The organism is Marmoricola sp. URHB0036 (genome assembly GCF_000426045.1).
Lineage (GTDB): Bacteria > Actinomycetota > Actinomycetes > Propionibacteriales > Nocardioidaceae > Marmoricola.
In genome coordinates, this window is sequence record NZ_KE384490.1 from 615,877 (window position 1) to 638,929 (window position 23,053).

Annotated in this window: 22 protein-coding genes; 13 read left to right on the top strand and 9 right to left on the bottom strand. The window is 70.6% G+C overall.

Translation table 11 applies throughout. The annotated features are described in order from the left end of the window. Positions 1-25: 25 nt before the first annotated feature. From H976_RS0123160 to H976_RS0123170, 3 genes are all read left to right on the top strand, one after another. Positions 26-1,156, top strand: a complete 1,131-nt coding sequence (locus tag H976_RS0123160; protein ID WP_155918665.1) for a sensor histidine kinase — start codon at positions 26-28, stop codon at positions 1,154-1,156. Then, a complete protein-coding gene (locus H976_RS0123165) occupies positions 1,153-1,839 on the top strand; it encodes a response regulator transcription factor (RefSeq protein WP_027863455.1) in 687 nt (228 codons plus the stop codon). The genes H976_RS0123160 and H976_RS0123165 overlap by 4 nt, the downstream gene beginning before the upstream one ends. 86 nt (positions 1,840-1,925) lie before the next feature. After that, positions 1,926-2,618: a hypothetical protein gene (locus tag H976_RS0123170; RefSeq protein ID WP_155918667.1), complete on the top strand. Its 693-nt coding sequence runs from the start codon at positions 1,926-1,928 to the stop codon at positions 2,616-2,618. Between the two features lie 54 nt (positions 2,619-2,672). Here the strand turns inward: H976_RS0123170 and glpK are convergent, their stop codons facing one another. Beyond that, positions 2,673-4,160 carry a glycerol kinase GlpK gene (gene glpK / locus H976_RS0123175; protein WP_027863457.1) on the bottom strand — a complete coding sequence of 496 codons (1,488 nt, stop codon included), beginning with the start codon at positions 4,158-4,160 and terminating at the stop codon, positions 2,673-2,675. Positions 4,161-4,337: 177 nt separating this feature from the next. On the opposite strand from glpK, the gene H976_RS0123180 reads away from it, so the two are divergent. From H976_RS0123180 to H976_RS0123200, 5 genes are all read left to right on the top strand, one after another. Then, entirely contained in the window at positions 4,338-5,366 is a 1,029-nt protein-coding gene (locus H976_RS0123180) for a 6-phosphofructokinase (RefSeq protein WP_027863458.1), read from the top strand. Positions 5,367-5,450: 84 nt separating this feature from the next. Next, positions 5,451-6,902, top strand: coding sequence for an APC family permease (locus H976_RS0123185; protein WP_027863459.1), 1,452 nt, complete (start codon positions 5,451-5,453; stop codon positions 6,900-6,902). Positions 6,903-7,029: 127 nt separating this feature from the next. After that, positions 7,030-8,331, top strand: a complete 1,302-nt coding sequence (locus H976_RS0123190) for a class II 3-deoxy-7-phosphoheptulonate synthase (RefSeq protein WP_051277398.1) — start codon at positions 7,030-7,032, stop codon at positions 8,329-8,331. 10 nt (positions 8,332-8,341) lie between these two features. Next, the gene (locus H976_RS0123195) at positions 8,342-8,728 is read left to right on the top strand and encodes a PPOX class F420-dependent oxidoreductase (protein WP_027863461.1); all 387 of its coding nucleotides are present in this window, start codon (positions 8,342-8,344) and stop codon (positions 8,726-8,728) included. A 142-nt stretch (positions 8,729-8,870) separates the two neighbouring features. Beyond that, positions 8,871-9,344, top strand: coding sequence for an SRPBCC domain-containing protein (locus tag H976_RS0123200; protein ID WP_027863462.1), 474 nt, complete (start codon positions 8,871-8,873; stop codon positions 9,342-9,344). Positions 9,345-9,351: 7 nt separating this feature from the next. On the opposite strand, the gene H976_RS0123205 is transcribed toward H976_RS0123200, so the two are convergent. After that, positions 9,352-10,155, bottom strand: coding sequence for an Ig-like domain-containing protein (locus H976_RS0123205; protein WP_027863463.1), 804 nt, complete (start codon positions 10,153-10,155; stop codon positions 9,352-9,354). Between the two features lie 99 nt (positions 10,156-10,254). Further along, on the bottom strand, positions 10,255-10,638 hold the full coding sequence (locus H976_RS0123210; protein WP_027863464.1) for a hypothetical protein: 384 nt from the start codon (positions 10,636-10,638) through the stop codon (positions 10,255-10,257). A 216-nt stretch (positions 10,639-10,854) separates the two neighbouring features. On the opposite strand from H976_RS0123210, the gene H976_RS0123215 reads away from it, so the two are divergent. From H976_RS0123215 to H976_RS0123235, 5 genes are all read left to right on the top strand, one after another. Next, on the top strand, positions 10,855-11,070 hold the full coding sequence (locus H976_RS0123215; RefSeq protein ID WP_027863465.1) for a pentapeptide repeat-containing protein: 216 nt from the start codon (positions 10,855-10,857) through the stop codon (positions 11,068-11,070). Between the two features lie 163 nt (positions 11,071-11,233). Continuing rightward, the gene (locus H976_RS30245) at positions 11,234-11,392 is read left to right on the top strand and encodes a DUF2510 domain-containing protein (protein WP_155918671.1); all 159 of its coding nucleotides are present in this window, start codon (positions 11,234-11,236) and stop codon (positions 11,390-11,392) included. A gap of 106 nt (positions 11,393-11,498) precedes the next feature. Next, the gene (gene lon, locus H976_RS0123225; protein ID WP_027863466.1) at positions 11,499-13,841 is read left to right on the top strand and encodes an endopeptidase La; all 2,343 of its coding nucleotides are present in this window, start codon (positions 11,499-11,501) and stop codon (positions 13,839-13,841) included. Between the two features lie 173 nt (positions 13,842-14,014). After that, the gene (locus H976_RS0123230) at positions 14,015-16,084 is read left to right on the top strand and encodes a prolyl oligopeptidase family serine peptidase (RefSeq protein WP_027863467.1); all 2,070 of its coding nucleotides are present in this window, start codon (positions 14,015-14,017) and stop codon (positions 16,082-16,084) included. 24 nt (positions 16,085-16,108) lie between these two features. Next, positions 16,109-17,110 carry a low specificity L-threonine aldolase gene (locus H976_RS0123235; RefSeq protein WP_027863468.1) on the top strand — a complete coding sequence of 334 codons (1,002 nt, stop codon included), beginning with the start codon at positions 16,109-16,111 and terminating at the stop codon, positions 17,108-17,110. 1 nt (position 17,111) lies between these two features. Here the strand turns inward: H976_RS0123235 and H976_RS0123240 are convergent, their stop codons facing one another. The 6 genes from H976_RS0123240 to pknB form a co-directional block, all read right to left on the bottom strand. Continuing rightward, positions 17,112-17,495, bottom strand: coding sequence for a DUF6176 family protein (locus tag H976_RS0123240; protein WP_027863469.1), 384 nt, complete (start codon positions 17,493-17,495; stop codon positions 17,112-17,114). A gap of 22 nt (positions 17,496-17,517) precedes the next feature. Further along, the gene (aroF, locus tag H976_RS0123245) at positions 17,518-18,540 is read right to left on the bottom strand and encodes a 3-deoxy-7-phosphoheptulonate synthase (RefSeq protein WP_027863470.1); all 1,023 of its coding nucleotides are present in this window, start codon (positions 18,538-18,540) and stop codon (positions 17,518-17,520) included. A 56-nt stretch (positions 18,541-18,596) separates the two neighbouring features. Beyond that, complete coding sequence (locus H976_RS0123250) at positions 18,597-19,511, bottom strand: DMT family transporter (protein WP_027863471.1); 915 nt, start codon at positions 19,509-19,511, stop codon at positions 18,597-18,599. Positions 19,512-19,542: 31 nt separating this feature from the next. Continuing rightward, the gene (locus tag H976_RS29320; protein ID WP_081683137.1) at positions 19,543-20,382 is read right to left on the bottom strand and encodes a transglycosylase SLT domain-containing protein; all 840 of its coding nucleotides are present in this window, start codon (positions 20,380-20,382) and stop codon (positions 19,543-19,545) included. Positions 20,383-20,601: 219 nt separating this feature from the next. After that, the gene (locus H976_RS0123260) at positions 20,602-20,982 is read right to left on the bottom strand and encodes a hypothetical protein (RefSeq protein ID WP_027863473.1); all 381 of its coding nucleotides are present in this window, start codon (positions 20,980-20,982) and stop codon (positions 20,602-20,604) included. Between the two features lie 74 nt (positions 20,983-21,056). Beyond that, positions 21,057-23,027: a Stk1 family PASTA domain-containing Ser/Thr kinase gene (gene pknB, locus H976_RS0123265; RefSeq protein WP_027863474.1), complete on the bottom strand. Its 1,971-nt coding sequence runs from the start codon at positions 23,025-23,027 to the stop codon at positions 21,057-21,059. Positions 23,028-23,053 lie beyond the last annotated feature (26 nt).

Sequence of the window (23,053 nt, forward strand, 5' to 3'; positions counted from 1 at the left end):
GCCGCCGGTCACCTACCTTCGTCTCGTGAAGCTCCGCCGCCCTCCGCTCCTCGACGCCGTCATCGCGCTGCTGTTCGTGGCGATGAACGTCGCCGAGGCGTTTTCCAACCCCGACGTCACCTCGCCGCTGCAGCACGTCGGGATCGCCGGACTGGCCCTTGCCACCCTGGCCTGGCGTCGGCAGTACCCCCTGGTCGTCGCGGCCCTGGTGGTCGGCTCCAACGTGATCACCGATCCCAACGGGGAGTTCACGACGCTGCTCTCCCTCGTCCTGGTCTCCTTCACGGTCGGCTCGGAGACCGCATCGCCGCGGGCCTGGTGGGGTCTGGGGCTGGTCTTCGTGCCGTTCATGGTGGTCAGCGTCGTGCACGGCTTCGTGCCGAGCGACCTGGCCGCCGGCATGGTGTTCTTCATCGGCCCCTGGGCCGTCGGCCAGCTCCTGCGCGTGCGCACGGCGAGCACGGAAGGAGCTCTCGCCCGTGCGGCGCAGCTCGAGCGCACCCGCGAGCTCGAGGCCGCGAAGGCTGCGGCCGACGAGCGCACCCGGATCGCCCGCGAGCTGCACGACATCGTCTCCCACTCGATCAGCGTGGTGACCATCCAGACCCAGGCCGTCCGCCGCCGGCTGGGTCCGGAGCAGGCGGCCGAGGCCCGTGACCTCGCGGCCGTCGAGGCGACCGCCCGCGAGGCCCTGGCCGAGATGCGGCGACTGTTCGGCGTGCTGAGGACCGAGGGGGAACAGCCGCTGGCCTTGTCGCCGCAGCCGGGGCTCTCCGAGCTGGACCGGCTGGTCCGACAGGTCGACTCCGCCGAGATGCAGGTGGACCTCCGAATCGAGGGAGACCCGGTCCCGCTCAGCCCGGGCGTGGACCTGGCGGCGTACCGCATCGCCCAGGAGGGCCTCACCAACGCGCTCCGGCACGCCCACGCCAGCCAGGCGCACGTGCTCGTCCGCTACGCACCCGGCCGGCTCGATGTCGAGGTGGCCGACAACGGCCGCGGCCTGCGGCGTACCTCCTCGTCCAACGGCGGCCACGGTCTGGTCGGCATCCGCGAGCGGGTGGCGCTGTACGGCGGGACCGTCGAGCTCGAACCGTCGTCCACGGGCGGGGTCCGCCTCGCCGTCAGCCTGCCCCTGAAGGAGACCACCACATGACCATTCGACTCGCGATCGTCGACGACCAGGGCATGGTGCGCGCCGGCTTCCGCTCGCTGCTCGAGGGCGAGGACGACTTCGAGGTCGTCGGCGAGGCCGGCAACGGCGAGGAGGCCCTCGCCATGGTCTCCGAGCTGGTGCCCGACGTGACCCTGATGGACATCCGGATGCCGGTGCTCGACGGCATCGCCGCCACCCGGCGGATCGTCGAGTCAGGAGTCGAGACGAAGGTGCTGGTGCTGACCACCTTCGACCTCGACGAGTACGTGTTCGAGGCCCTGCGGGCCGGCGCCTCCGGCTTCCTGCTCAAGGACGCACCGGCCGAGGAGCTCGCGGCGGCCGTCAGGGTGGTGGCGGCGGGGGAGTCGTTGCTCGCACCCGGTGTGACGCGCCGGGTGATCGACGCGTTCGTACGCCGGCCGGCCCCGCCGTCGACCGCACGCGAGTCGCGGCTCGAGCTGCTCACGCCGCGCGAGGTCGAGGTGCTGGGCCTGCTGGCCCGCGGATTCTCCAACCTCGACATCGCCGGCAAGCTGTTCGTCTCGGAGGGGACCACCAAGACCCACGTCAGCAACGTGCTGACCAAGCTCGGCCTGCGTGACCGGGTGCAGGCGGTGATCTTCGCCTACGAGAACTCGGTGGTCGTCCCGGGAGACCGGGTCGAGGATCCGTCGTACGACTGAGTCGGGAATCCGCCTCGCGGCAGATCCGGTTGAGGCGCTTCCCCGGAAGGCTGGTGCTCACCAACCACCACCGAGGAGCACCGAAGATGACCGTCACCACCGCCACCGCTGCGGACCTCGCCGAGGCCCGCCCCACCACCGAGGGTTCCCGGTCCGCAGCCCTGCGGCGCGGGTTCCTCGTCGCCTCGCCGATCCTGGCCGGGGTACTGCTGCTGGTCGCCACCATCGCCGACCCCGGCGCCGGCAGCAGCGGCCAGGAGATGAACGAGCAGTACACCGCGCACCCCGGCGCCCTGCAGATCCACTCGCTGACGCTGCACTGGTCCTACGCCCTCTGGGGGGTCACGGCCTTCCTGGCCGCGGCCTACGTCAGAGGCCGGGGCGCCACTCTCGCGAACGTCGGCGCCTTCCTCGGCTTCGTCGGCATGACCACGCTGCCCGGGATCCTGGCCGTCGACTGGTACGACTCCTCGATCGGCCAGATCTACGGCGTGGACGCCATCAGCTCGCTGCACGAGCACATGGACAAGACGCTCTGGGCCCTGCCGTTCTTCGCTGCCCCCGGCATCATCGGCCTGCTGCTCTGCCTGCCCCTCGCGGCCGCCGGGCTGTGGCGTGCCGGTGTGGTGCGCTGGTGGTCCTTCGCGGCCGCCGTCATCGGTACCGCCACCTTCATCGGCAGCGGCGTGACGGTCTGGGGGGTCTCGCTGACCGCCGTACTGTTCACCGTCCTCGGCGTCGGGATCGCCAAGGGCACGACAGGGCGCCACGCGCTCTGATCCTCCCGGACGTCATACGAGCTGGTCGCCATGGCGACCAGTTCGTATGACGTCCTACTCGGTCCAGTCGCGGGAGCGCTCGACGCCCTTGCGCCAGAGTGCGTACGCCGCGTCGGTGCGCTCCTGGACATCGTCGGACTCGTCCGGGGTGAACTCCCGGTCGAGCTGCCAGGTCTCGCGGAGGTCCTCGGTCGAGTCCCAGACGCCGGTGCCGAGGCCGGCCATGAACGCTGCCCCGAGCGCGGTCGTCTCGACGATCTTCGGCCGCTGGACGGGTACGCCGAGCAGGTCGGCCTGGAGCTGGCAGAGCAGGTCGTTCGCCGCTGCACCGCCGTCGACCATCAGGGACGTCAGCTGCGTGGGCATCGTGTCGGTGACGTCGCGGACCTCGAAGGTGATCGCCTCGAGGGTGGCGCGGACGAGGTGGGCGCGCGTCGTACCCCGGGTGATGCCGAGGATGGTCCCGCGCGCGTGCGGGTCCCAGTGGGGTGCACCCAGGCCGGTCAGTGCCGGCACGAAGACGACGCCGTCGGAGGAGTGCACCGTCGCCGCGATCGCGGCCGTCTCGGCCGCCGAACCGACGATCTGCAACCCGTCGCGCAGCCACTGCACCGCGGCCCCGGTCACGAAGATCGCACCCTCGAGGGCATAGGTCAGGTCACCGTCGGGCGCCTTCCACGCAGCGGTCGAGAGCAGGCCGGCGTCGGAGCGGACGACCTCGGTGCCGGTGTTGGTGAGGATGAACGAGCCGGTGCCGAAGGTGCACTTGGAGTCGCCCACGTCGAAGCAGGTCTGCCCGAACAGCGCCGACTGCTGGTCGCCGGCGATGCCGGCCACCGGGAGCTCGAGGTCCAGGAAGCTCTTCGGGTCGGTGGTCGCGAGCTCGCCCCAGTTGGGCACGATCTCCGGCAGCGCGTCCATCGGGACGCCGAACAGGTCGCACAGCTCCTGCGACCAGCCGCCCGACTCCAGGTCGAACAGCAAGGTGCGGCAGGCGTTGGAGACGTCGGTGATGTGCCAGGTGCCGCGCGTCATCCGGGCGACCAGGTAGGAGTCGACGGTGCCGATGGCGTAGCGCCCCTCGCCGACCAGCGCCCACGTGTTCGGCTCGTTCTCGGCCAGCCAGACCAGCTTGGTGCCGGAGAAGTAGGGATCGAGCCGCAAGCCGGTCAGCTCGGTGACCCGGTCCTCGTGTCCTTCGTCGCGCAGGCGCCGGCAGATGTCCGCCGTACGCCGGTCCTGCCACACGATCGCGCGCCGGGGAGAACCCAGCGTCTCGCGGTCCCAGAGCAGCACCGTCTCGCGCTGGTTGGTGATGCCGATGCCCTTGAGGTCCTCCTTCGACCCGTCCCAGTCCGTGAGGCAGTCGCGCACCGCCTCCAGCGTCGCCTGCCAGATCTCCTCGGGGGCGTGCTCGACCCAGCCGGGCTTGGGGAAGTGCTGGCGGAACTCCTGGTAGCCCCGGGCCGCGATGGTGCCCGCCGGCGTCACGACCAGCGCGGTCACGCCTGTCGTCCCTGCGTCGATCGCGAGGATGCTCATGCCTCGCGAGCCTAGGGCCTCTCACCCCGACGATGTCCTGCTGCGCGCCGCCCCACGGGCACCTCGCCGCCGGGGAGGCAGGCCCTGGAGCAGCGCCGGGGTGGACGGGCTCGCGCGGTTCACGGTTTCATGTGATCGTTCAAATCGGAACCACCACCACACTCACCAGGAGCATGCATGCGCGTCGGAGTCCTCACCGGAGGTGGCGACTGCCCCGGCCTGAACGCCGTCATCCGGGCCGTCGTCCGCAAGGGCGTCAAGGAGTACGGCTTCGAGTTCGTCGGCTTCCGCGACGGCTGGAAGGGACCGCTCGAGGGGACGACCAGCGAGCTCGGCATTCCCCAGGTGCGCGGCATCCTGCCGCGGGGCGGCACCATCCTCGGCTCCTCGCGCACCAACCCGTTCAAGGTCGAGGGCGGGGTCGAGCAGATCAAGAAGAACCTCGCCGACCTCGGGGTGGACGCGCTGGTGGCGATCGGCGGCGAGGACACGCTCGGCGTCGCGACCAAGCTGCACGACCTCGGCGTCAACGTCGTCGGTGTGCCCAAGACCATCGACAACGACCTCAACGCCACCGACTTCACCTTCGGCTTCGACACCGCCGTCAACATCGCGATGGAGGCGATCGACCGGCTGCACACCACCGCCGAGTCGCACCACCGCGTGCTGGTCGTCGAGGTGATGGGCCGTCACGCCGGCTGGATCGCCCTGCACGCTGGTCTCGCCGGTGGGGCGAACGTCGTACTCATCCCCGAGAAGCCGTTCGACATCGAGGCCGTCTGCGCGCTCGTCGAGCAGCGCTTCGAGAGCCACTACGCACCGATCCTGGTCGTCTCCGAGGGCGCGGTCCCGGTCGAGGGCGGCGACATGACGCTGGTGTCCGGTGAGCAGGACGCGTTCGGCCACGTGCGCCTCGGCGGCATCGGCGACCGGCTGGCGAGCGAGATCGAGCAGCGCACCGGCAAGGAGGCGCGGGCCGTCGTACTCGGTCACGTGCAGCGCGGCGGCACCCCCACCGCCTTCGACCGGTGGCTGGCCACCCGCTTCGGTCTGCACGCGATCGACGCCGTGCACGACGGCGACTTCGGCACCATGATGGCGCTGCGCGGCACCCACATCGCCCGGGTCCCGCTGATCGAGGGCACCGGCGAGCTCAAGCTGGTCGACCCCGAGGAGTACGCCGAGGCCGAGGTCTTCTTCGGCTGAGGCATGGTTGCGCGCGTCATCCAAGATGGCTGACTGTGCCGGTTTGCGCCACGATGTGCGGACATCGCACCCCGGGAGGCAGACATGTCGGCGACGGTAGACGAGCGAGACGTGAACGGGCCGGAGCCCGACCTGAAGCGAGTGATGGGCCCGGGGCTGCTGCTCCTGTTCATCGTCGGCGACATCCTCGGGGCCGGTGTGTACGCCGTCACGGGCCGGATCGCCGGGCAGGTCGGCGGCGTCGCCTGGCTGCCGTTCCTGGTCGCGTTCATCGTGGCCACGCTGACCGCCTTCTCCTACCTGGAGCTGGTCTGCAAGTACCCCCGGGCGGCCGGTGCCGCGCTCTACACGCACAAGGCCTTCGGGGTGCACTTCATCACCTTCCTGGTCGCCTTCACGGTCGTGTGCTCGGGCATCACGAGTGCCTCGACCTCATCGGGACTGCTGGCCAGCAACCTGTTGGTCGGGCTCAACGAGGGCATCGACGCGGTCCCGACCGGTGAGGGCGCGACGCTCGTCGTGGCGCTCGCGTTCATGGTGCTGCTCGCGCTGATCAACCTGCGCGGCGTCGGGGAGAGCGTGAAGTTCAACGTCCTGCTCACCCTCGTCGAGATGGCGGCCCTGGCGATCGTGATCGTCATCGGCTTCGTGGCGATCGGCGGCGGCGACGCCGACCTCGACCGGATCACGGTCTTCGAGAACCCCGAGGAGAAGGGGCTGTTCGCGGCGGTCACCATCGCGACCGCGATCGCGTTCTTCTCGATGGTCGGCTTCGAGGACTCCGTCAACATGGTCGAGGAGACCAAGGAGCCGGAGCGGATCTTCCCGCGGATGATGTTCACCGGGCTGGGGATCGCGGTGATCATCTACATGCTGGTGGCGGTCTCGGTGGTGGCGGTCATCCCGGCCGGCGACATCGCGACCCCGAAGAACCCCGAGGCGGGCATCCTGCTCGACGTCGTACGGGCCGGTGCCCCGGACATCCCGATCGACAAGGTCTTCCCGTTCATGACGGTCTTCGCCGTCGCCAACACCGCGCTGATCAACATGCTGATGGCCAGCCGGCTGATCTACGGGATGGCCAACCAGGGCGTGCTGCCGAGCGCCCTCGGCAAGGTGCTGCCGTCCCGCCGCTCGCCGTGGGCTGCCATCGTGTTCACCACCGTGCTCGCCCTGGGACTCATCGTGGTGGTCCGCCTCCAGGCCGAGAACTCGGTCGTGGCCGCGCTGTCGGGTACGACGGCCCTGCTGCTGCTCGCGGTCTTCTCGGTGGTCAACGTCGCCGTGCTCGTCCTGCGACGCGAACCCGGCCGCCCCGGCGGTTTCAAGGCGCCCACCGTGGTGCCGGTGCTCGGAGCCATCGCCTGCCTCTACCTGCTCGGCCCGTGGGCGCGACTGGAGGCCGACATGATCCAGTACAAGATCGCGGCCGGCATGCTCGCTCTCGGCGTCGCGCTGTGGGTGGTGACCTACTTCGTCAACCGGGCGACTGGCACCACCAGCACCTTCGACGACGTCGACCACTTGGCCGGCTAGGAGTCCGGGGCACCCGCCTGCTCGCGTCCGGGGATCCACCCCCTGTCCTCGATTCGGGGACGCTCGGGCCCGGCCGTACCCTTGTCGGGTGTCCGCATCCGTTCCTGACCTGGCATCGCTGCACGCGATGGCGCCGGCCCAGCAGCCGGCGTACCCCGACGTGGCCGCGGTCGACGCCGCCGTCGCTCGTCTTCGCCAGATGCCACCACTGGTCTTCGCCGGCGAGTGCGACGCGCTGAAGCAGAAGCTCGGCGCCGTCGCCAAGGGGGAGTCCTTCCTCCTCCAGGGCGGCGACTGTGCCGAGACCTTCGCCGGCGTGACGGCGGACAACACCCGCAACAAGCTGCGGGTGCTGCTGCAGATGGCCGTCGTGCTGACCTACGCCGCGTCCGTGCCCGTCGTGAAGCTGGGCCGGCTCGCCGGCCAGTACGCCAAGCCGCGCTCCTCGGACTTCGAGACCCGCAACGGCGTCACCCTGCCGGCCTACCGCGGTGACGCGGTCAACGGCTTCGACTTCGACGAGGCCTCGCGCATCCCCGACCCCCAACGGCTCGTGGAGGTCTACCACGCGTCGGCCGCGACGCTGAACCTCGTGCGTGCCTTCGTCACCGGTGGCTACGCCGACCTGCGCCAGGTGCACACCTGGAACACCGACTTCGTGCTCGGTTCGGAGGTGGGGCGTCGTTACGAGAAGGTGGCGGCCGAGATCGACCGCGCGCTGACATTCATGCAGGCGATCGGCGCCGACCCCGACGAGTTCCACCGGGTCGACTTCCACTCCAGCCACGAGGCGCTGATCCTCGAGTACGAGCACGCGATGACCCGCACCGACAGCCGCACCCAGCTGCCGTACGACGTCTCCAGCCACTTCGTCTGGATCGGCGAGCGCACCCGCCAGCTCGACGGTGCCCACGTCGAGCTGCTCAGCCACATCCAGAACCCGATCGGCGTCAAGCTCGGCCCGACCACCAGCGCCGACGACGCGATCGCACTGGCGGGCAAGCTGAACCCGACCAACGAGCCCGGGCGGCTGACCTTCATCACGCGCATGGGTGCCGGCAAGATCCGCGAGGCGCTGCCGACCCTGCTCGAGAAGGTCGACGCCGCCGGGGTCGAGGTCGCCTGGGTCTGCGACCCGATGCACGGCAACACCTTCGAGGCGTCCTCGGGATACAAGACCCGCCGCTTCGACGACGTGATCGAGGAGGTCCAGGGCTTCTTCGACGTGCACCGCTCGGTCGGAACGTGGCCCGGCGGCCTGCACGTCGAGCTGACCGGCGACGACGTCACCGAGTGCGTGGGCGGTGGCGAGGAGCTCAACGAAGCCGACCTGGCCGACCGCTACGAGTCGGTCTGCGACCCGCGGCTCAACCGGGTGCAGTCGCTCGAGCTGTCGTTCCTCGTCGCGGAGATGCTGCGTCACGCATGACCCTCACCCGATGACCCGTTCCTACGAGCTCGCCGGCGAGCACCTCGAGTTCTGGCGCGAGAAGCACCACTGCACGGTGACCTCGCTGAAGTCCGACGGGTCGCCGCACGTCGTACCCATGGGCATCGTGGTGGACCCCGGCGCCGGGCTGGCCTTCGGCATCACCTCTGGCCGCTCGCAGAAGGTCGCCAACCTCCGTCGCGATCCGCGGGTGGCGGTGTGCCAGGTCGACCGTGGCCGCTGGTCGACGGTCGAGGGGACGGCCGAGGTGCTCGAAGACCCGGAGTCGGTGGCCGACGCCGTACGCCGCTACGCGGAGCGCTACCGCCAGCCGCGGGAGAACCTCGAGCGCGTCGCCGTACGCATCACGATCACGCGCGTCATCGGCAACGTCTGAGCGCACTCCCTCTCGTCCTCCTCTCGTCCTAGCGGACGAGGCGCCGGGCCCGAAAGTCAGTCTCGAGGGGGATGTCCGCGCACCCTTACGTGGGGTCTGCTGTTACTGACACGACGAGGTGTCCGCGGCGAGGGAGGCCACCATGCGGTTCAACGGAGAACGACAGGTCCAGGCCGAGGTCGAGCACGTGTGGGCCGGCCTGCACGACCGCGAGGTGCTGCGCCGGGCCATCCCCGGCTGTGAGGAGCTGGTGCCGGTGGCGCCGGGACGGTACGCCGCGACGCTGGCCGCCCGGGTCGGACCGGTGGCCGACACCTACCGCGGGGACTTCTCGATCGACGACGGGCAGTCCGGCTCGCGGCTGTGCGTCCGCATCGGCGGGTGCGGGCGCTTCGGCCGGCTCGAGGTCGACCTCGATGTCAGCCTGGTCCGGCACCGCACCGGGTGCACCCTGCTGCGTTACGACGCCCACGCCGAGGTCGGTGGCATGGTCGCCCGGCTCGGGAACGCCACCTTGACCGTGGCAGGTGGACACCTGACCGGGTGCTTCTTCCGCGACCTCGACCGAGCACTGCGCCACGCGTCCCGGGCGGGACGCGTGGCGGCGCTCGTCTGAGCTGTCGTCAGCGGCGGGCCCAGACCTTGTTGGCTGCCTCGGTGTGTTGTGCCCGACCGAACGAGAGCGTGATCCCGACGTACTGGGCGCTCAGGTGCCCGTTGCGGGTGTTCAGCAGGCCCTGGTTGACGATGCAGATCGTGTCGCTGTTCTTCGGCGACAGGACCGTGAAGTAGGCCAGCCGGCGCTCCTTGGTGGTGAAGGTGAACGTGCGCCCCGGGTAGACGTAGTGCTGGACGCTGGGGTTCTCCTTCTTGGGGTTGCCGGCCAGGAGCAGCATGCGCTTGGGGTTCGGGTTGGTGAACGAGACGCGGGCGCGCTGCTTGACCTGGTGGCTGTGCTTCTTCATGACCAGCTTCTGCTTGAGCACCGGCCGCATCGGCTGGACGCCCTGCACGTTCACGGTGACGGTCGCGGTGCGGTAGCGGTCGCCGTCTGTCACGCCGTAGGTGAACGACGACACGTAGTTGCTGCGGCTGCCGTCGGCGATGAACTCGATGGTGCCGTTGCGCTGCACGCAGATCTCGCCCCGGCGCGGCGAGGAGGCGTTCTCGAGGTACAGCTTGTCGGCGTCAGGGTCGGTGTCGTTGGCCAGGACCTTGATGGTGGTCAGGGTGCCCGCCAGGGCGTTGACCGTGTCGTCGCCCGGCACCGGCGCCTGGTTCGACGGGTCGGTGTTGGCGGGAGCCGACTGGCCCTCGCAGTAGCCGCCGGTGGCGGCGGTGGCGCTGCCCGGTGAGCCGACCAGACCCAGTCCCGCGACCAGGGTCACGGCCGTGGCGGCGGCGAACTTCGTGATGGCACTCGACATGATGCTCCGTCCTCCGAGAATGAATGCGCGGCCCAGTGTGCCGGGTTCGGGGCGGATCGGGTGGCTTTTGGCAAGACTGGTGGGGCGTGTCCGGTCCCGTCAGCGGTAGACGTCCTCGGGCCACGGGAGTCGTCGAATGCCGCCCAGCCGCCGGTGGAAGCGGACCTGCGCGGCGAAGGAGTCCAGTGCGCGCCACAGCTCCTTGTGGGCCTGCCAGGGGAGCGGCTCGTCGCCGTTGTGCCAGGTGATGCCGAACCCGATCCACACCGGCGTCCAGTCGGCGGCGAGGTCCCACTCGCCGCGGTGCGCGGTGACCAACCGGTTGCGGATCTGGAAGGCCAGCCGCGGGCCGTCCTCGCTGATCGGGGCCGTGCGGACCGGCCAGACCCGTAGGTCGAGCGGCATCAGGGCCAGCTCGAGGTCGGCAAGGGCGCGCGGATCGACCAGCACGGTCGCGACGTTCTCGTGGGGCACGCGTCTCACTCGCGGAACGCTAACCCCGCGGTGGCCCTGCCGTCAGCACCCCGAATTCACGAATCGGCGGTGATGGGGCAGAAAAACCATGTCGGGTTTCAACCTATGAAGGGGGAAATTTCCGAAACGCGACTCCGAAAATAGTCCGTAATGACTATCCCCGTCCACCTTGGGTCGGAGATACGAATTGCGCACCCCGCCCCACCAACCTCCTTGGGAGTCCAGATGTCCCGGATTCGTGTCAAGGCCGCCGCCGTCGTTGCGACCGCCGCCCTCGCCGCCGTCGGCTTCGCCGTGCCGGCTGCCTCTGCCGCCAGCGCCAAGGCGCCCACCCAGAAGGCGATCCTCAACAAGGCCATCCTGAACAAGGCGATCCTGAACAAGGCGATCCTCAACAAGGCCATCCTCAACAAGGCGATCCTGAACAAGGCCATCCTCTAGCTCCGCGGGGTCGGGTGCCCGCGCAGCGTCCGCAGCACCCGACCGGCTTCCCAACGGACGCGCTTGGCAAGGTGAGAGCCACTGCTCTCGGGAGTGGCAATTGATCGCACTAGGTGACCCCCCGCGGGCGCTTCGTCGCCCTGGATGGACAGAGCAGAGCTACATGGACGATCGGCCCCCTGGCTGGTACCGCGACCCGGACGACGCCCGTCACCACCTCTACTGGAACGGTGAGACCTGGCTGGTCCCGCCGGGCGACCTCGTCGAGGCCGTCGAGGTTCGCGAGGTTCGCGAGGTTCGCGAGATTCTCGAGCAGCGTTGACCACGCAGCGCTGCTCGAGCGCCGTTCGCTGACAGCGGACGCGAGTGCGGGAACAGGTGCCCCCACCTCGAAGTTGAGTCATGCAGACTCAAGAATCGAGGATCTCATGTCCGACGTCATCTCCCTCCCGCTGTTGTCCGTCCCCGATCTGGTGGTGCTTCCCGGCATGGTCGTGCCGGTCGAGCTAGACGGCGACGCCCGCCCCGTCATCGAGGCCGCCCAGGCCGGCTCCGAGGAGCGGCTGCTGCTCGCTCCCCGCCTCTCCGACCGCTACCCGACGCACGGCGTGATCGCCACCGTCGAGCAGGTCGGCCGTCTGCCCGGCGGCGCCCGGGCCGCCGTGCTGCGTGCCGGCGAGCGCGTCCGCATCGGCTCCGGTGTGCCCGGCACCGGCGCGGCCCTGTGGGTCGAGGCCGAGACGGTGGACGAGGGGCCGGTCACCGAGCACGTCCGCGAGCTCGCCGAGGAGTACAAGCGGGTCGTGGTGGCGATCCTGCAGCGGCGCAACGCCTGGCAGGTCATCGACACCGTCCAGCAGGTCAAGGACCCCTCCCAGCTGGCCGACATGGCCGGCTACGCGCCGTACCTCACCGACGAGCAGAAGCGCGAGCTCCTCGAGACCCCCGACATCGAGGCGCGGCTCTCCCGGGTCCTGGAGTGGGCGCGCGAGCACTTCGCCGAGCTCGACGTGACCGAGAAGATCCAGAACGACGTGCGCGAGGGCATGGACAAGCGGCAGCGCGAGTTCCTGCTCCGTGAGCAGCTCGCCGCCATCCGCAAGGAGCTCGGCGAGGACGAGCCCGAGGGTGCCGACGACTACCGCACTCGCGTCGAGAGCGCCGACCTGCCGGAGAAGGTCCGCGAGGCCGCGCTGCGCGAGGTCGGCAAGCTGGAGCGCGCGAGCGACCAGAGTCCTGAGTCCGGCTGGATCCGCACCTGGCTGGACACCGTGCTCGACCTGCCGTGGAACGTCCGCACCGAGGACTCCACCGACATCGCCGGCGCCCGGGAGATCCTCGACGCCGACCACCACGGCCTCGACGACGTCAAGGACCGGATCGTGGAGTACCTCGCCGTTCGCTCCCGTCGTGCCGAGCGCGGCATGGAGGTCGTGGGCGGCCGGGGTTCGGGCGCCGTGCTGGCGCTCGTCGGCCCGCCCGGTGTCGGCAAGACCTCGCTCGGTGAGTCGGTCGCGCGCACGCTCGGCCGGAAGTTCGTCCGCGTCTCCCTCGGTGGTGTGCGCGACGAGGCCGAGATCCGCGGGCACCGGCGTACCTACGTCGGGGCGCTGCCCGGCCGCATCGTCCGCGCCATCTCCGAGGCCGGCTCGATGAACCCGGTCGTGCTGCTCGACGAGATCGACAAGGTCGGCGCCGACTACCGGGGCGACCCAGCGGCAGCGCTGCTGGAGGTGCTCGACCCCGCACAGAACCACACCTTCCGCGACCACTACCTCGAGGTCGACCTCGACCTCTCGGACGTGCTGTTCCTGGCGACCGCCAACGTGGCCGACACGATTCCTGCGCCGCTCTACGACCGGATGGAGGTCGTCACCCTCGACGGCTACACCGAGGAGGACAAGGTCGCCATCGCGCGGACCCACCTGCTGCCGCGCCAGCTGTCCCGGGCTGCCCTGTCCGAGGACGAGGTGAGCGTCTCCGACGAGGCGCTGCGCCAGATGGCGGGGGAGTACACCCGTGAGGCCGGCGTACGGCAGCTGGAGCGGGCGATCGCCAAGGTGCTGCGCAAGGTCGCGACGAGGCTCGCCTCGACCGACGCTGCGTTGGTCGCTGTCGACGGGGACAACCTGCGCGACTTCCTCGGGCGGCCGCGGTTCCTGCCGGAGTCCGCGGAGCGTACGGCGGTCCCGGGTGTCGCGACCGGCCTGGCCGTGACCGGGACCGGAGGCGACGTGCTGTTCATCGAGGCGACCTCGATGGAGGGCGAACGCGGCCTCACCCTCACCGGCCAGCTCGGTGACGTGATGAAGGAGTCGGCGCAGATCGCGCTGTCCTACCTGCGCTCGCACGGCGCCGAGCACGGTGTCGACGCCGAGTCGCTCGACCGCGCGCTGCACCTGCACGTGCCGGCGGGAGCGGTGCCCAAGGACGGCCCGTCCGCGGGCGTGACCATGGTGACCGCGCTGTCGTCGCTCGCGTCCGGACGACCGGTGCGCTCCGACGTCGGGATGACGGGCGAGGTGACCCTCAACGGCCGGGTGCTGCCGATCGGCGGGGTGAAGCAGAAGCTGCTCGCCGCCCAGCGTGCCGGGTTGAAGACGGTGTTCATCCCGCAGCGCAACGAGCCCGACCTCGACGACGTACCGGCCGAGGTGCTCGAGCAGCTCGACGTGCGTCCGGTCGCCGACGTGGGCGAGATCCTCGCCCTCGCCCTCGAGCCGGTGGAGACGTCGGCCCCGGCGGACTCCGTCCAGACCGCGGTCGCCTGAAGCCCCGCCGAGAGGGCACTTCTGGTTGGCAGGAGTACGCCGAGAGGGCAGTTCTGGTCAGCCAGAACTGCCCTCTCGCTGCGTCCTGACCAACCATTCCTGCCCGGTCAGCGGGCTGGAGGCCACCAGAACTGCCCGGTCGGAGGCACAGGGGGGCGTGATAGGTAGAAGGGGTGACTGACTCGGCATCTTCCCCCGGCTCCGGCTCCGGCCCAACTCCGTTCGACGACCTCGACGACTACGTCGACCTGCCGCGGGGGGCGGGGCTGGCGCTGTCGCCCGACGGGACGCGCCTGGTCACCGCGGTACAGACGCTGAACCCGAAGCGGACCAAGTGGGTGACCGCCCTGTGGGAGGTCGACCCCGACGGCGAGCGTCCGGCCCGGCGACTCACCCGCAGCGCCAAGGGCGAGGGCGGGGCGGCGTTCTTGCCGGACGGCTCGTTGCTGTTCACCTCGGCGCGTCCGGACCCGGCGGTCGAGGACGACGAAGAGGTCTCGTTGCTCTGGATGCTGCCGGCCGGTGGCGGCGAGGCCCGCGTCGTGGCCAGCCGACCCGGCGGAGTGGGACACGTCGAGGTCGCGACGAGTGCCGGGACCGTCGTACTCACCTCCCACACGTTCCCGTCCTCCGACAGCCACGAGACGGAGGCCGCCAAGCGCAAGGAGCGCAAGGAGAAGAAGGTCTCCGCGATCCTGCACGAGCAGGTGCCCGTGCGGTTCTGGGACCACGACCTCGGCCCGGACGCACCTCGGCTGTTCGCCGGCACCCTGACCGACGCCGAGCAGCCCGGCGACGAGCCGAAGCTCGACCTGACCGACCTGACCCCGGAGCCGGGCCGGGCGCTGGTCGAGGGGGAGTACGCCGTCAGCCCCGACGGTTCGACCGTCGCCACGTCGTGGGCGCTGCGCGAACGAGGCGGACTGCGCTACGCCCTGGCCCTCATCGACGTCGCGAGCGGTGACCTGACCGTCGTCCTCTACGACGTCGGGAGCGAGTACGGCGCCCCGAGCTTCAGCCCGGACGGGCGCTCGATCGCCCTGGTCCGCGAGGTCCGTTCCACGCCGCACGATCCGGGTGACCGACGCGTGTGCCTCTACTCCCGCGACGATGGATCGCTGCGCGACCTGACCGGCGACTGGGACCACTGGCCGGCCAGCTCGCTCGAGTGGACCCCCGACGGCTCGGCGATCGTGCTCGTGGCTGACGAGGACGGCCGCGCGCCGGTCTTCCGGCTCGACGTCGCCAGTGGCGAGTTCACCCGCCTGACCGCCGACCCCTTCACCTACGCCGACGTACGGGTCTCACCCGACGGACGCCACGTCTATGCCATGCGCACGTCGTACGCCCAGCCGTTCCGGCCGGTGCGCCTCGACGCGACCACCCCCGACCAGGACTCCGAGCCGCTGCCTGGCCCGAGCGCGACGCCCGAGCTGCCCGGCCGGCTCGAGGAGGTCGAGACCACCGCAGCCGACGGCACCCGCGTGCGGTCGTGGCTGGCGCTGCCCGACGACGCCTCGCCCTCGAGCCCGGCTCCGATGCTGCTGTGGATCCACGGCGGTCCGCTCGGGTCGTGGAACGCCTGGTCGTGGCGCTGGAACCCGTGGTTGGCCGTCGCGCAGGGGTACGCCGTGCTGCTGCCGGATCCGGCACTGTCCACCGGCTACGGGCTGGAGTTCATCCGTCGCGGCTGGGGCAACTGGGGCGACGCGCCGTACACCGATCTGATGGCCGCCACCGACGCGGCCGTCGAGCGCTCCGACATCGACGAGACACGGACCGCTGCGATGGGCGGATCGTTCGGCGGCTACATGGCCAACTGGGTCGCCGGGCACACCGACCGGTTCAAGGCGATCGTCACCCACGCCAGCCTGTGGGCGCTCGACCAGTTCGGACCGACCACCGATGCTCCGTGGTACTGGGCGCGCGAGATGACGCCCGAGATGCAGCAGGCCAACAGCCCGCACCTGCACGCCGACGCGATCAGCACGCCGATGCTCGTCATCCACGGCGACCACGACTACCGCGTCCCCATCGGCGAGGCGCTGCGGCTGTGGTCCGAGCTGGCCGACCGCGCGGAGTCGCAAGGCGGGGAGATGCCGCACAAGTTCCTCTACTTCCCGACCGAGAACCACTGGATCCTGACGCCGCAGCACGCCAAGGTCTGGTACCAGACCGTGCTCGCGTTCGTCGACCATCACGTGCTCGGCAAGGACTGGCAGACGCCCGATCTGCTGCAGTGAACGCGGGGTCCTAGGCTCGGGTTCATGATCGACCTGCGCTCCGACACCGTCACCAAGCCGACCGAGGACATGCGCCGGGCCATGGCCCACGCCGAGGTGGGCGACGACGTGTACGGCGAGGACCCGACCGTCGCCGAGCTCCAGGACCGGGTGGCCGGCCTGTTCGGCTTCGAGGCGGCGCTGTTCACGCCGACCGGGTCGATGGCCAACGTGCTCGCCCTGGCCGCGCTGGTCGCCCCGGGTCAGGAGGTCATCTGCGAGTCGCGCGCACACATCCTGCGGGCCGAGCTCGGTGCCCACGGCGCACTGACCGGGATCACCTCGCGCACCTGGATCCGCGAGGACGGCCAGGTCGACCTGCCCGCGATCCGGTCGATGCACGCCCCTGACATGGGCCCGTTCTTCGTGCGCACCACGGCGATCTCGGTGGAGAACACGCACAACTTCGCCGGCGGGACGGTGCTACCGCTCGCCGACCTCGAGGAGCTGCGCACCGTGGCGGACGACCTCGGCTGCGGCGTACACGTGGACGGGGCGCGCATCTGGAACGCCCACGTCGCGACCGGCACGCCGCTGGCGTCCTACGGCGCGATCGCCGACACCATGGCCGTCTGCTTCTCCAAGGGCCTCGGTGCCCCGATCGGCTCGGTGATGATGGGCTCGGCCGACCAGGTCGCCGAGGCGCGCGTACGCCGCAAGCGGATGGGCGGGGGAATGCGCCAGGTCGGCGTGCTCGCCGCTGCTGCGCTGTATGCCCTCGACCACCACGTCGAGCGGCTGGCCGAGGACCACGAGCACGCCACGCTGCTCGCCGAGGCCTGCGGCATGGACCCCGCCCTCACGGAGACCAACATCGTCGTGGTCGACGTGCCCGACGCCCCGGCCGTGGTTGCCGCTGCCAGGGAGCAGGGCGTGCTTGTCGGCGCCGTCGGACCGACCAAGGTCCGGATGCTCACCCACCTCGACGCCGACCGGGGCTCGGTCGAGCAGGCCGCGAAGGTGCTCGCGCAGATCTTGGCGACCTGACTCAGTCGCGCAGCGCCCAGCCGAGCACTGCCTGGCGGACCGGCTCGGGGAGCATCAGCACCTGGGGCTCGGCCTCGACCCAGCCCGGCTCCTTGGTGCGCACCGCCTGGGCCTGGTGGTCGAGATCGATCTGGTGGGTGGAGGACTGGAGGTCGGCGCCGCCCTCACCACGGATGGCCACCCAGTAAAGGTAGTCCTGCCCGTCATCGTGCAGCCGGAAGACGATCTCGATGGCCATCCGCTCGCGGTCGAGCGTGGCCACGCACTCGTCGACACGTTCGTCGAGCATCGTCATCCAGCGGTCGGCCTCCTCACTCGCACCGGGGAGGACCCTGGCGCGGGAGAGTTCGACGACGAGGCCTTCGGGGATGCTCTGTGGCGCCATGCCCCGAATCTAGGGCCTGTGCTCAGCGTCGACCCACGGCTTTCGGCAACTGGCGCACGGCCTGTGCCAAGGCCCGCAGCTCGGCACCGAAGAGGGCCTGCGGTCCGTCGCACAGCGCGTTCTCCGGATCGGGGTGGACGTCGACGATGACACCGTCGGCACCGACGGCGATGGCCGCCCGGGACAGGGGTACGACGAGGTCGCGGCGCCCGCCGGCGTGCGAGGGGTCCACGATCACCGGCAGGTGGCTGGTCGCCTGGACGACGGGGACGGCCGAGATGTCGAGGGTGTTGCGGGTGCTCGGCTCGAAGGTGCGGATCCCGCGCTCGCACAGGACCACGTCGAGGTTGCCGCGCTGGGCGACGTACTCCGCCGCCATCAGCCACTCCTCGATCGTGGAGGTCATCCCGCGTTTGAGCAGCACCGGCTTGCCGCACTCACCCACCGCCTGGAGCAGGCCGAAGTTGGCCATGTTGCGCGTGCCGACCTGGAGCATGTCGGCGTGCTCGGCGACGATCTTCACGTCGCGGGCGTCGACGATCTCGGTGACGATCGGCAGGCCGGTCACCTCGCGCACGTCGGCGAGGATCTCCAGGCCCTTCACGCCGAGCCCCTGGAAGGCGTACGGCGAGGTACGCGGCTTGAACGCGCCGCCGCGGAGCAGGCGGGCCCCCGCAGCCTTCGCCATCTCGGCCGCCTCGAGCGTCTGCTGGGCCGTCTCGACGGCGCACGGACCAGCGATGAAGGTGAACGTGTCGGGACCGATCGCGACCTCGTGGCCCTCCCGCCCGACGTGCACGGTCGAGCGCTCGGGGTGGTGCTGGAGGCTGACCAGCTTGTAGGGGTCGGAGATCCGGTAGACGTCCTGCACCCCGGGCATCACGCGCAGGTTGAGGCCGTGGAAGGACTCGATGTCGCCGACCAGGCCGATGATCGTGCGGGTGACGCCGCGGCTCACGAACGCCTGCCCGCCCGTCTCCTCGACGCGCTCGGTGACGCGCGCGATCTGCTCCTCGGTGGCACCCGGAGCCATCACAACGACCATGTTCTCGAGGCTAGGGGTGCCGTCCGGATGCCGGTACTGATATCCACGATCCGATATCAGACTGCGATGTGCGGGACCTCCGCCTCGATGTGCCGCCGTGGCACGAGCTCGACGATCAGCATCGCGGCCAGCACCAGGGCGCCGCCCAGGAGCATCCGTGCAGTCGCAGACTCCCCGCCCAGCAGCACCGCGAAGAGCGCGGCGAAGACCGGCTCCATGCTCATGATGATCGCGGTCCGGGTCGGCGGCAGGTGCGCCTGTGCCCAGGTCTGCCCGAGCAGCGCCGCCGCACCGGCGACCAGCGCCATGTAGACGATCGCGAGCCAGTCGCCGGCGCGGTCCGGCAGCACGATCCCGTTCGGCGCCGCGGCCACCAGGCAGATCACGGCGATCACGATGCACTGCACGATCGCCATCCCCAGGGCGTCGCGCGAGTCCGACCAGGCGCCGAGGCCGACGATGTGCAGCGCGTAGATGAGCGCGGCCACGAGGGTCAGCGCCTCGCCGTACCCGAGGCCGAGACCGGAGGACACGTCACCGAGGGTGAGTACGCCGAGCCCGGCCATCGCGAGCAGCACCGCCAGCCAGGTCATGCCGCCGATCCGGGAGCGCAGCAGCACCGCCGCGAACAGGGGAGTGGCCACGACGTACATCCCGGTGATGAACCCCGAGATGCTGGCCGCCGTGTGCGCGAGTCCGGCCGTCTGGAGGATCTGCGCGACGCCGTACAGCCCGCCGAGCACCAGCGCCTGCCGCCGTCGTTCGCGGGACAGGCGGCCGATCGCCCGCGGCGAGAGCAGCAGCAGCGCCACGGAGGCGATCGCGAAGCGCACGGCCAGGAAGTCCAGCACCGGCACCCGGTCGAGCAGGTCGTGGATCAGGAAGAAGGTCGATCCCCAGCTGGCCGTGATCGCGAGCAGCGCCAGCGTGGCGAGGAGCGTGACCCGGGACGTGCTCGGTGCCTGGGCCATGGGCGCAGCCTAGAGCCGGGGGCGCGACGTCCTAGATCGGGCTGCCGGTGTGGATGAGGCGGTGCTGGATGCCGCGCACCGAGCGGACGTACTGCTTGGTGTCCCGGAAGTAGCCGTGCTTACGCACCGCGCCGAGGCCCTGGTAGTACGCCGCGATCGCGTTGTTGTCGTAGCGGGTCCACGCGCGGAGGACCCGCAGGGTCAGCACACCGGCCTGGATGTTGTCGTGGGTGTCGCGCAGGCGCAGCTTGCGCCCGGCGTACCACCGCATCCAGCGGCCGGTGTCCGGCATCACCTGCATCACGCCGATCGCGCCGGCGCTGGAGATCCGACGCTGCTGCCAGCCCGACTCCTGCCAGGCGATGGCCAGGGCCAGGCTCTTGGAGACGCCGTAGTGCTGCGCCATCCGGGTGACCAGGCTGCGCACCTGGTCGCGGCTCTGGTCGGCGTGCAGCCAGCCGCGTTCCGTCGGGGTCGTCACGTGGGTCAGCAGGGGAGGAGCAACGTGGTGCTTGTGCCCGGTCGCGTGGCGCTTGTGCCGGTGGGCCGGCGGCTTCGGCGGCTTCGGCGGCTGGCCGTGGGCCTTGCGCCACGCGGAGACCACGACGGGGATGCGCAGCACCTCGCCTCGGTAGATGGCGCCGGCGGAGCCGAGATGGTTCAGGCGGAGCAGCTCGGCGGTCCAGGCGTGGTAGCGCACGGCAAGACCAGTCGCGGTCTCGCCGGGCAGGACCGTGTGCCGCACGATCGTGCGGTCGGGGTGGCGCGGCCAGGCGGTGGCCTCGGCGGCGGCAGGCACCAAGGTCGCCGCGGTCGCGACGGCGATCACGCCGGCGAGGCGTGCAGAGAGTCGGGGTGGGGGAAGATTCATGCGTCCTCCGTCGGTGGACGGGCAGGGGCAGCCGTCGACGTTACCAGTGTGACTGGAGTGACGGAAGGGGCTGTTGAGCCCGCGGATCGGGGCTTGCCGTGTCCTACGTCTGGCGTCTTGACGGAACGTTCCAGCAACGCGCCTTGTGACGGAACGTTCCGTCAACGCGGGAGCGGCGTCCGGCCACCTCGTCACGAGGCAAGGCGACGTACCGAGCGATCAGACGCCGGCGGGCGTGGCCCGGACGTGTTGGCGCACGGGTCCAGCAAGCAGCGGCAGGGCCTGGCCGAGGTACAGCACCGTCAGCAGGACGGCTCGAGCGTCCCCGATCGCGGCGAGTCCGTAGATGACGGCGCCGACGAACGACGTCACGACGATGAAGCCTCGGGCGACTCGGCTGCGCCTGCGGTAGACGAGCCACAGCAACACGGTGCCGATGGCGAACCAGCCGATGGCCGCGGCCGCCTCGGAGCCGGAGCCGTAGTCGGTGCACGCGACCTGCAGCGCCAGGAAGGCTCCCGACAAGAGGAGCAGGCGCTTCGTCGCGGGCTGCTCGTCGGAGGCCGGGCGACCGCGGTCCACGGATGCGCTCTGGGTCACGCGCGAAGACTACGCAACGTTGGCTCGACGTGTCCTGAACGTCGGAAGCCCGGAGCACGCCGGGTGCGACGGGCTCAGACGATGCTGACGATGACCGTGCTGCCCTTGGGTGCGGAGCTGCCGCGGCCGGGGTCGGTCGCGACGACGTACTGCACGCCGATGTACATGCTCGAGTGACGCACGGTGACCACGAAGCCGGCGCCCTCGAGCCGCTGCGTGGCGGCGTCGAGGCCCATGCCGACCACGTTGGGCACCTCGACCATCACCGGACCCTTGGAGACGACGAGCGAGATCACGTCGTCCTTCTGACCGGTGCCGGAGTCAGGGCTCTGCGTGATGACCCGTCCCTTGGGCACGGCGTCGTCGTTGACCTCGGTCGTCTTCACCTTGAACCCCCGCCTCTCCAGGGCGTCCTGCGCAGGCGCGGCGGGCTTGCCGGTGAAGTCCGGGATCTTGATCGGGCGCGGCCCCTTGCTGACCACGACGCCGACGGCGGCGTTGCGGCGCAGGGAAGTGCCGACTGCGGGGTCGGTGCTGATCACGCGGCCCTTGGCGATCTTCTCGTCGTAGCGTTCGGTGTCGCCGCCGTAGGCCAGCTTGGCCTCGTCGAGCGCCTGCTGCGCGTCGTCGAGCGTCTGGTTGCGTACGTCGGGCACGCGGTGGCGCTCGGGGCCGAGCGAGATGACCGCGCCGACGGTGCCGTCCTTGAGCACCCGGTCGCCGGGGCCGGGGTCGGTGGAGAGCACCAAGCCCTTCTTGACGGTCTCGGAGTACGCCTGGTCCTCGACCTTGAAGTCGAGCCCGGCACGGTCGAGCTTCACGCGCGCGGCCGGCTCGGTCAGGCTGAGCACGCTCGGCGTGGAGGTGTAGCGCGCGATGCCGAAGTACCAGCCGCCGAGGCCCGCGAGCAGGGCGAGCAGGAGCACGACGATCAACATCACCTTGCCGCGACGGGAGCTCCGTCGTGGCGGGGGTGGTGCCGGGCGGACCGGCGGGCGCGGGCCGGACGGCGGTGGGGGTACGACGCGGACGTCGCGCTCCTGGTCGTAGACGCCGCCGTCCCAGTCGGCGATCTCGGCCAGCTCCTGAGGCTCGATGATCTGCGCCGGCAGCTCGCCGGTGGGCGTCCGGCCACCACCGATCGGCGTGGTGGGGGTGAGGTCGGCCAGCAGGTCGGGATCGCTGACCACTCCGTGGTCGAGTGCGTTGCGGACGCGGCGTACCTGGTGGAGCAGGACCCGGGCGTCGGCCGGCCGCAGGGCCGTATCGCGGGCGGTGGCGCGGGCGACCAGCGCGTCGACGTACGGCGGGATCCCGGGTGTGCTCGCCGACGGAGCGGGGATGTCCTCGTGGACGTGCTTGTAGGCGACCTGGATCGGGCTGTCGGCCTGGTGCGGCTTGTGGCCGGTGAGCATCTCGTAGATCAGCACACCAGCGGCGTACACGTCGGCGCGGGCGTCGGCCTTGCCGTTGACCACGAGCTCGGGGGAGAGGTAGGAGACGGTGCCGATCAGCACCCCTCCGGTCGCGGTGTGCTGGGTCTCGGAGTTGATGGCCCGGGCGAGGCCGAAGTCGGCCACCTTGACCCGGCCGTCGTCGGCGAGGAGCACGTTCTCGGGCTTGACGTCGCGGTGCAGGATCCCGGCGTCGTGGGCGGCGGCCAGCGCGGAGAGCACCGGCTCGATCATCGCCAGGGCCTTGGCCGGCGACATCGGCGCTTCCTTGCGGATCAGGTCGCGCAGGGTCAGGCCGGGGACGTACTCCATGACCAGGAAGAGGGTGCCGTGGTCGTCGCCGGTGTCGAAAACCGCGACGACGTTGTGGTGGGCCAGCTTGGCGGCGGCGCGCGCCTCGCGCTGGAAGCGGCTGACGAACTCCTCGTCGTCGACGAGGCCCTCGTGCATGACCTTCACGGCCACCGTCCGGTCGAGCCGCAGGTCGGTGGCCTCGTAGACGGTCGCCATACCGCCGCGGGCGATCTTGGGGCCCACGCGGTACCTGCCGTCCAGAACGCGCCCGATCAACGCGTCGGCAGAGCGGTCCACGATCTCCTCCAGGTCGAGTGGGGAAG

Coding starts and splice junctions, on each gene's coding strand:
- H976_RS0123180 (WP_027863458.1), top strand. CDS start 4,338: ATGCGCGTCGGAGTCCTCACCGGAGGTGGCGACTGCCCCGGCCTGAAC.
- H976_RS0123250 (WP_027863471.1), bottom strand. CDS start 19,511: ATGGCCCAGGCACCGAGCACGTCCCGGGTCACGCTCCTCGCCACGCTG.
- H976_RS30245 (WP_155918671.1), top strand. CDS start 11,234: ATGGACGATCGGCCCCCTGGCTGGTACCGCGACCCGGACGACGCCCGT.
- glpK (WP_027863457.1), bottom strand. CDS start 4,160: ATGAGCATCCTCGCGATCGACGCAGGGACGACAGGCGTGACCGCGCTG.
- H976_RS29320 (WP_081683137.1), bottom strand. CDS start 20,382: ATGAATCTTCCCCCACCCCGACTCTCTGCACGCCTCGCCGGCGTGATC.
- aroF (WP_027863470.1), bottom strand. CDS start 18,540: ATGGTCGTTGTGATGGCTCCGGGTGCCACCGAGGAGCAGATCGCGCGC.
- H976_RS0123215 (WP_027863465.1), top strand. CDS start 10,855: ATGTCCCGGATTCGTGTCAAGGCCGCCGCCGTCGTTGCGACCGCCGCC.
- H976_RS0123185 (WP_027863459.1), top strand. CDS start 5,451: ATGTCGGCGACGGTAGACGAGCGAGACGTGAACGGGCCGGAGCCCGAC.
- H976_RS0123240 (WP_027863469.1), bottom strand. CDS start 17,495: ATGGCGCCACAGAGCATCCCCGAAGGCCTCGTCGTCGAACTCTCCCGC.
- H976_RS0123165 (WP_027863455.1), top strand. CDS start 1,153: ATGACCATTCGACTCGCGATCGTCGACGACCAGGGCATGGTGCGCGCC.
- H976_RS0123170 (WP_155918667.1), top strand. CDS start 1,926: ATGACCGTCACCACCGCCACCGCTGCGGACCTCGCCGAGGCCCGCCCC.
- H976_RS0123195 (WP_027863461.1), top strand. CDS start 8,342: ATGACCCGTTCCTACGAGCTCGCCGGCGAGCACCTCGAGTTCTGGCGC.
- H976_RS0123235 (WP_027863468.1), top strand. CDS start 16,109: ATGATCGACCTGCGCTCCGACACCGTCACCAAGCCGACCGAGGACATG.
- H976_RS0123205 (WP_027863463.1), bottom strand. CDS start 10,155: ATGTCGAGTGCCATCACGAAGTTCGCCGCCGCCACGGCCGTGACCCTG.
- H976_RS0123200 (WP_027863462.1), top strand. CDS start 8,871: ATGCGGTTCAACGGAGAACGACAGGTCCAGGCCGAGGTCGAGCACGTG.
- H976_RS0123190 (WP_051277398.1), top strand. CDS start 7,030: ATGGCGCCGGCCCAGCAGCCGGCGTACCCCGACGTGGCCGCGGTCGAC.
- lon (WP_027863466.1), top strand. CDS start 11,499: ATGTCCGACGTCATCTCCCTCCCGCTGTTGTCCGTCCCCGATCTGGTG.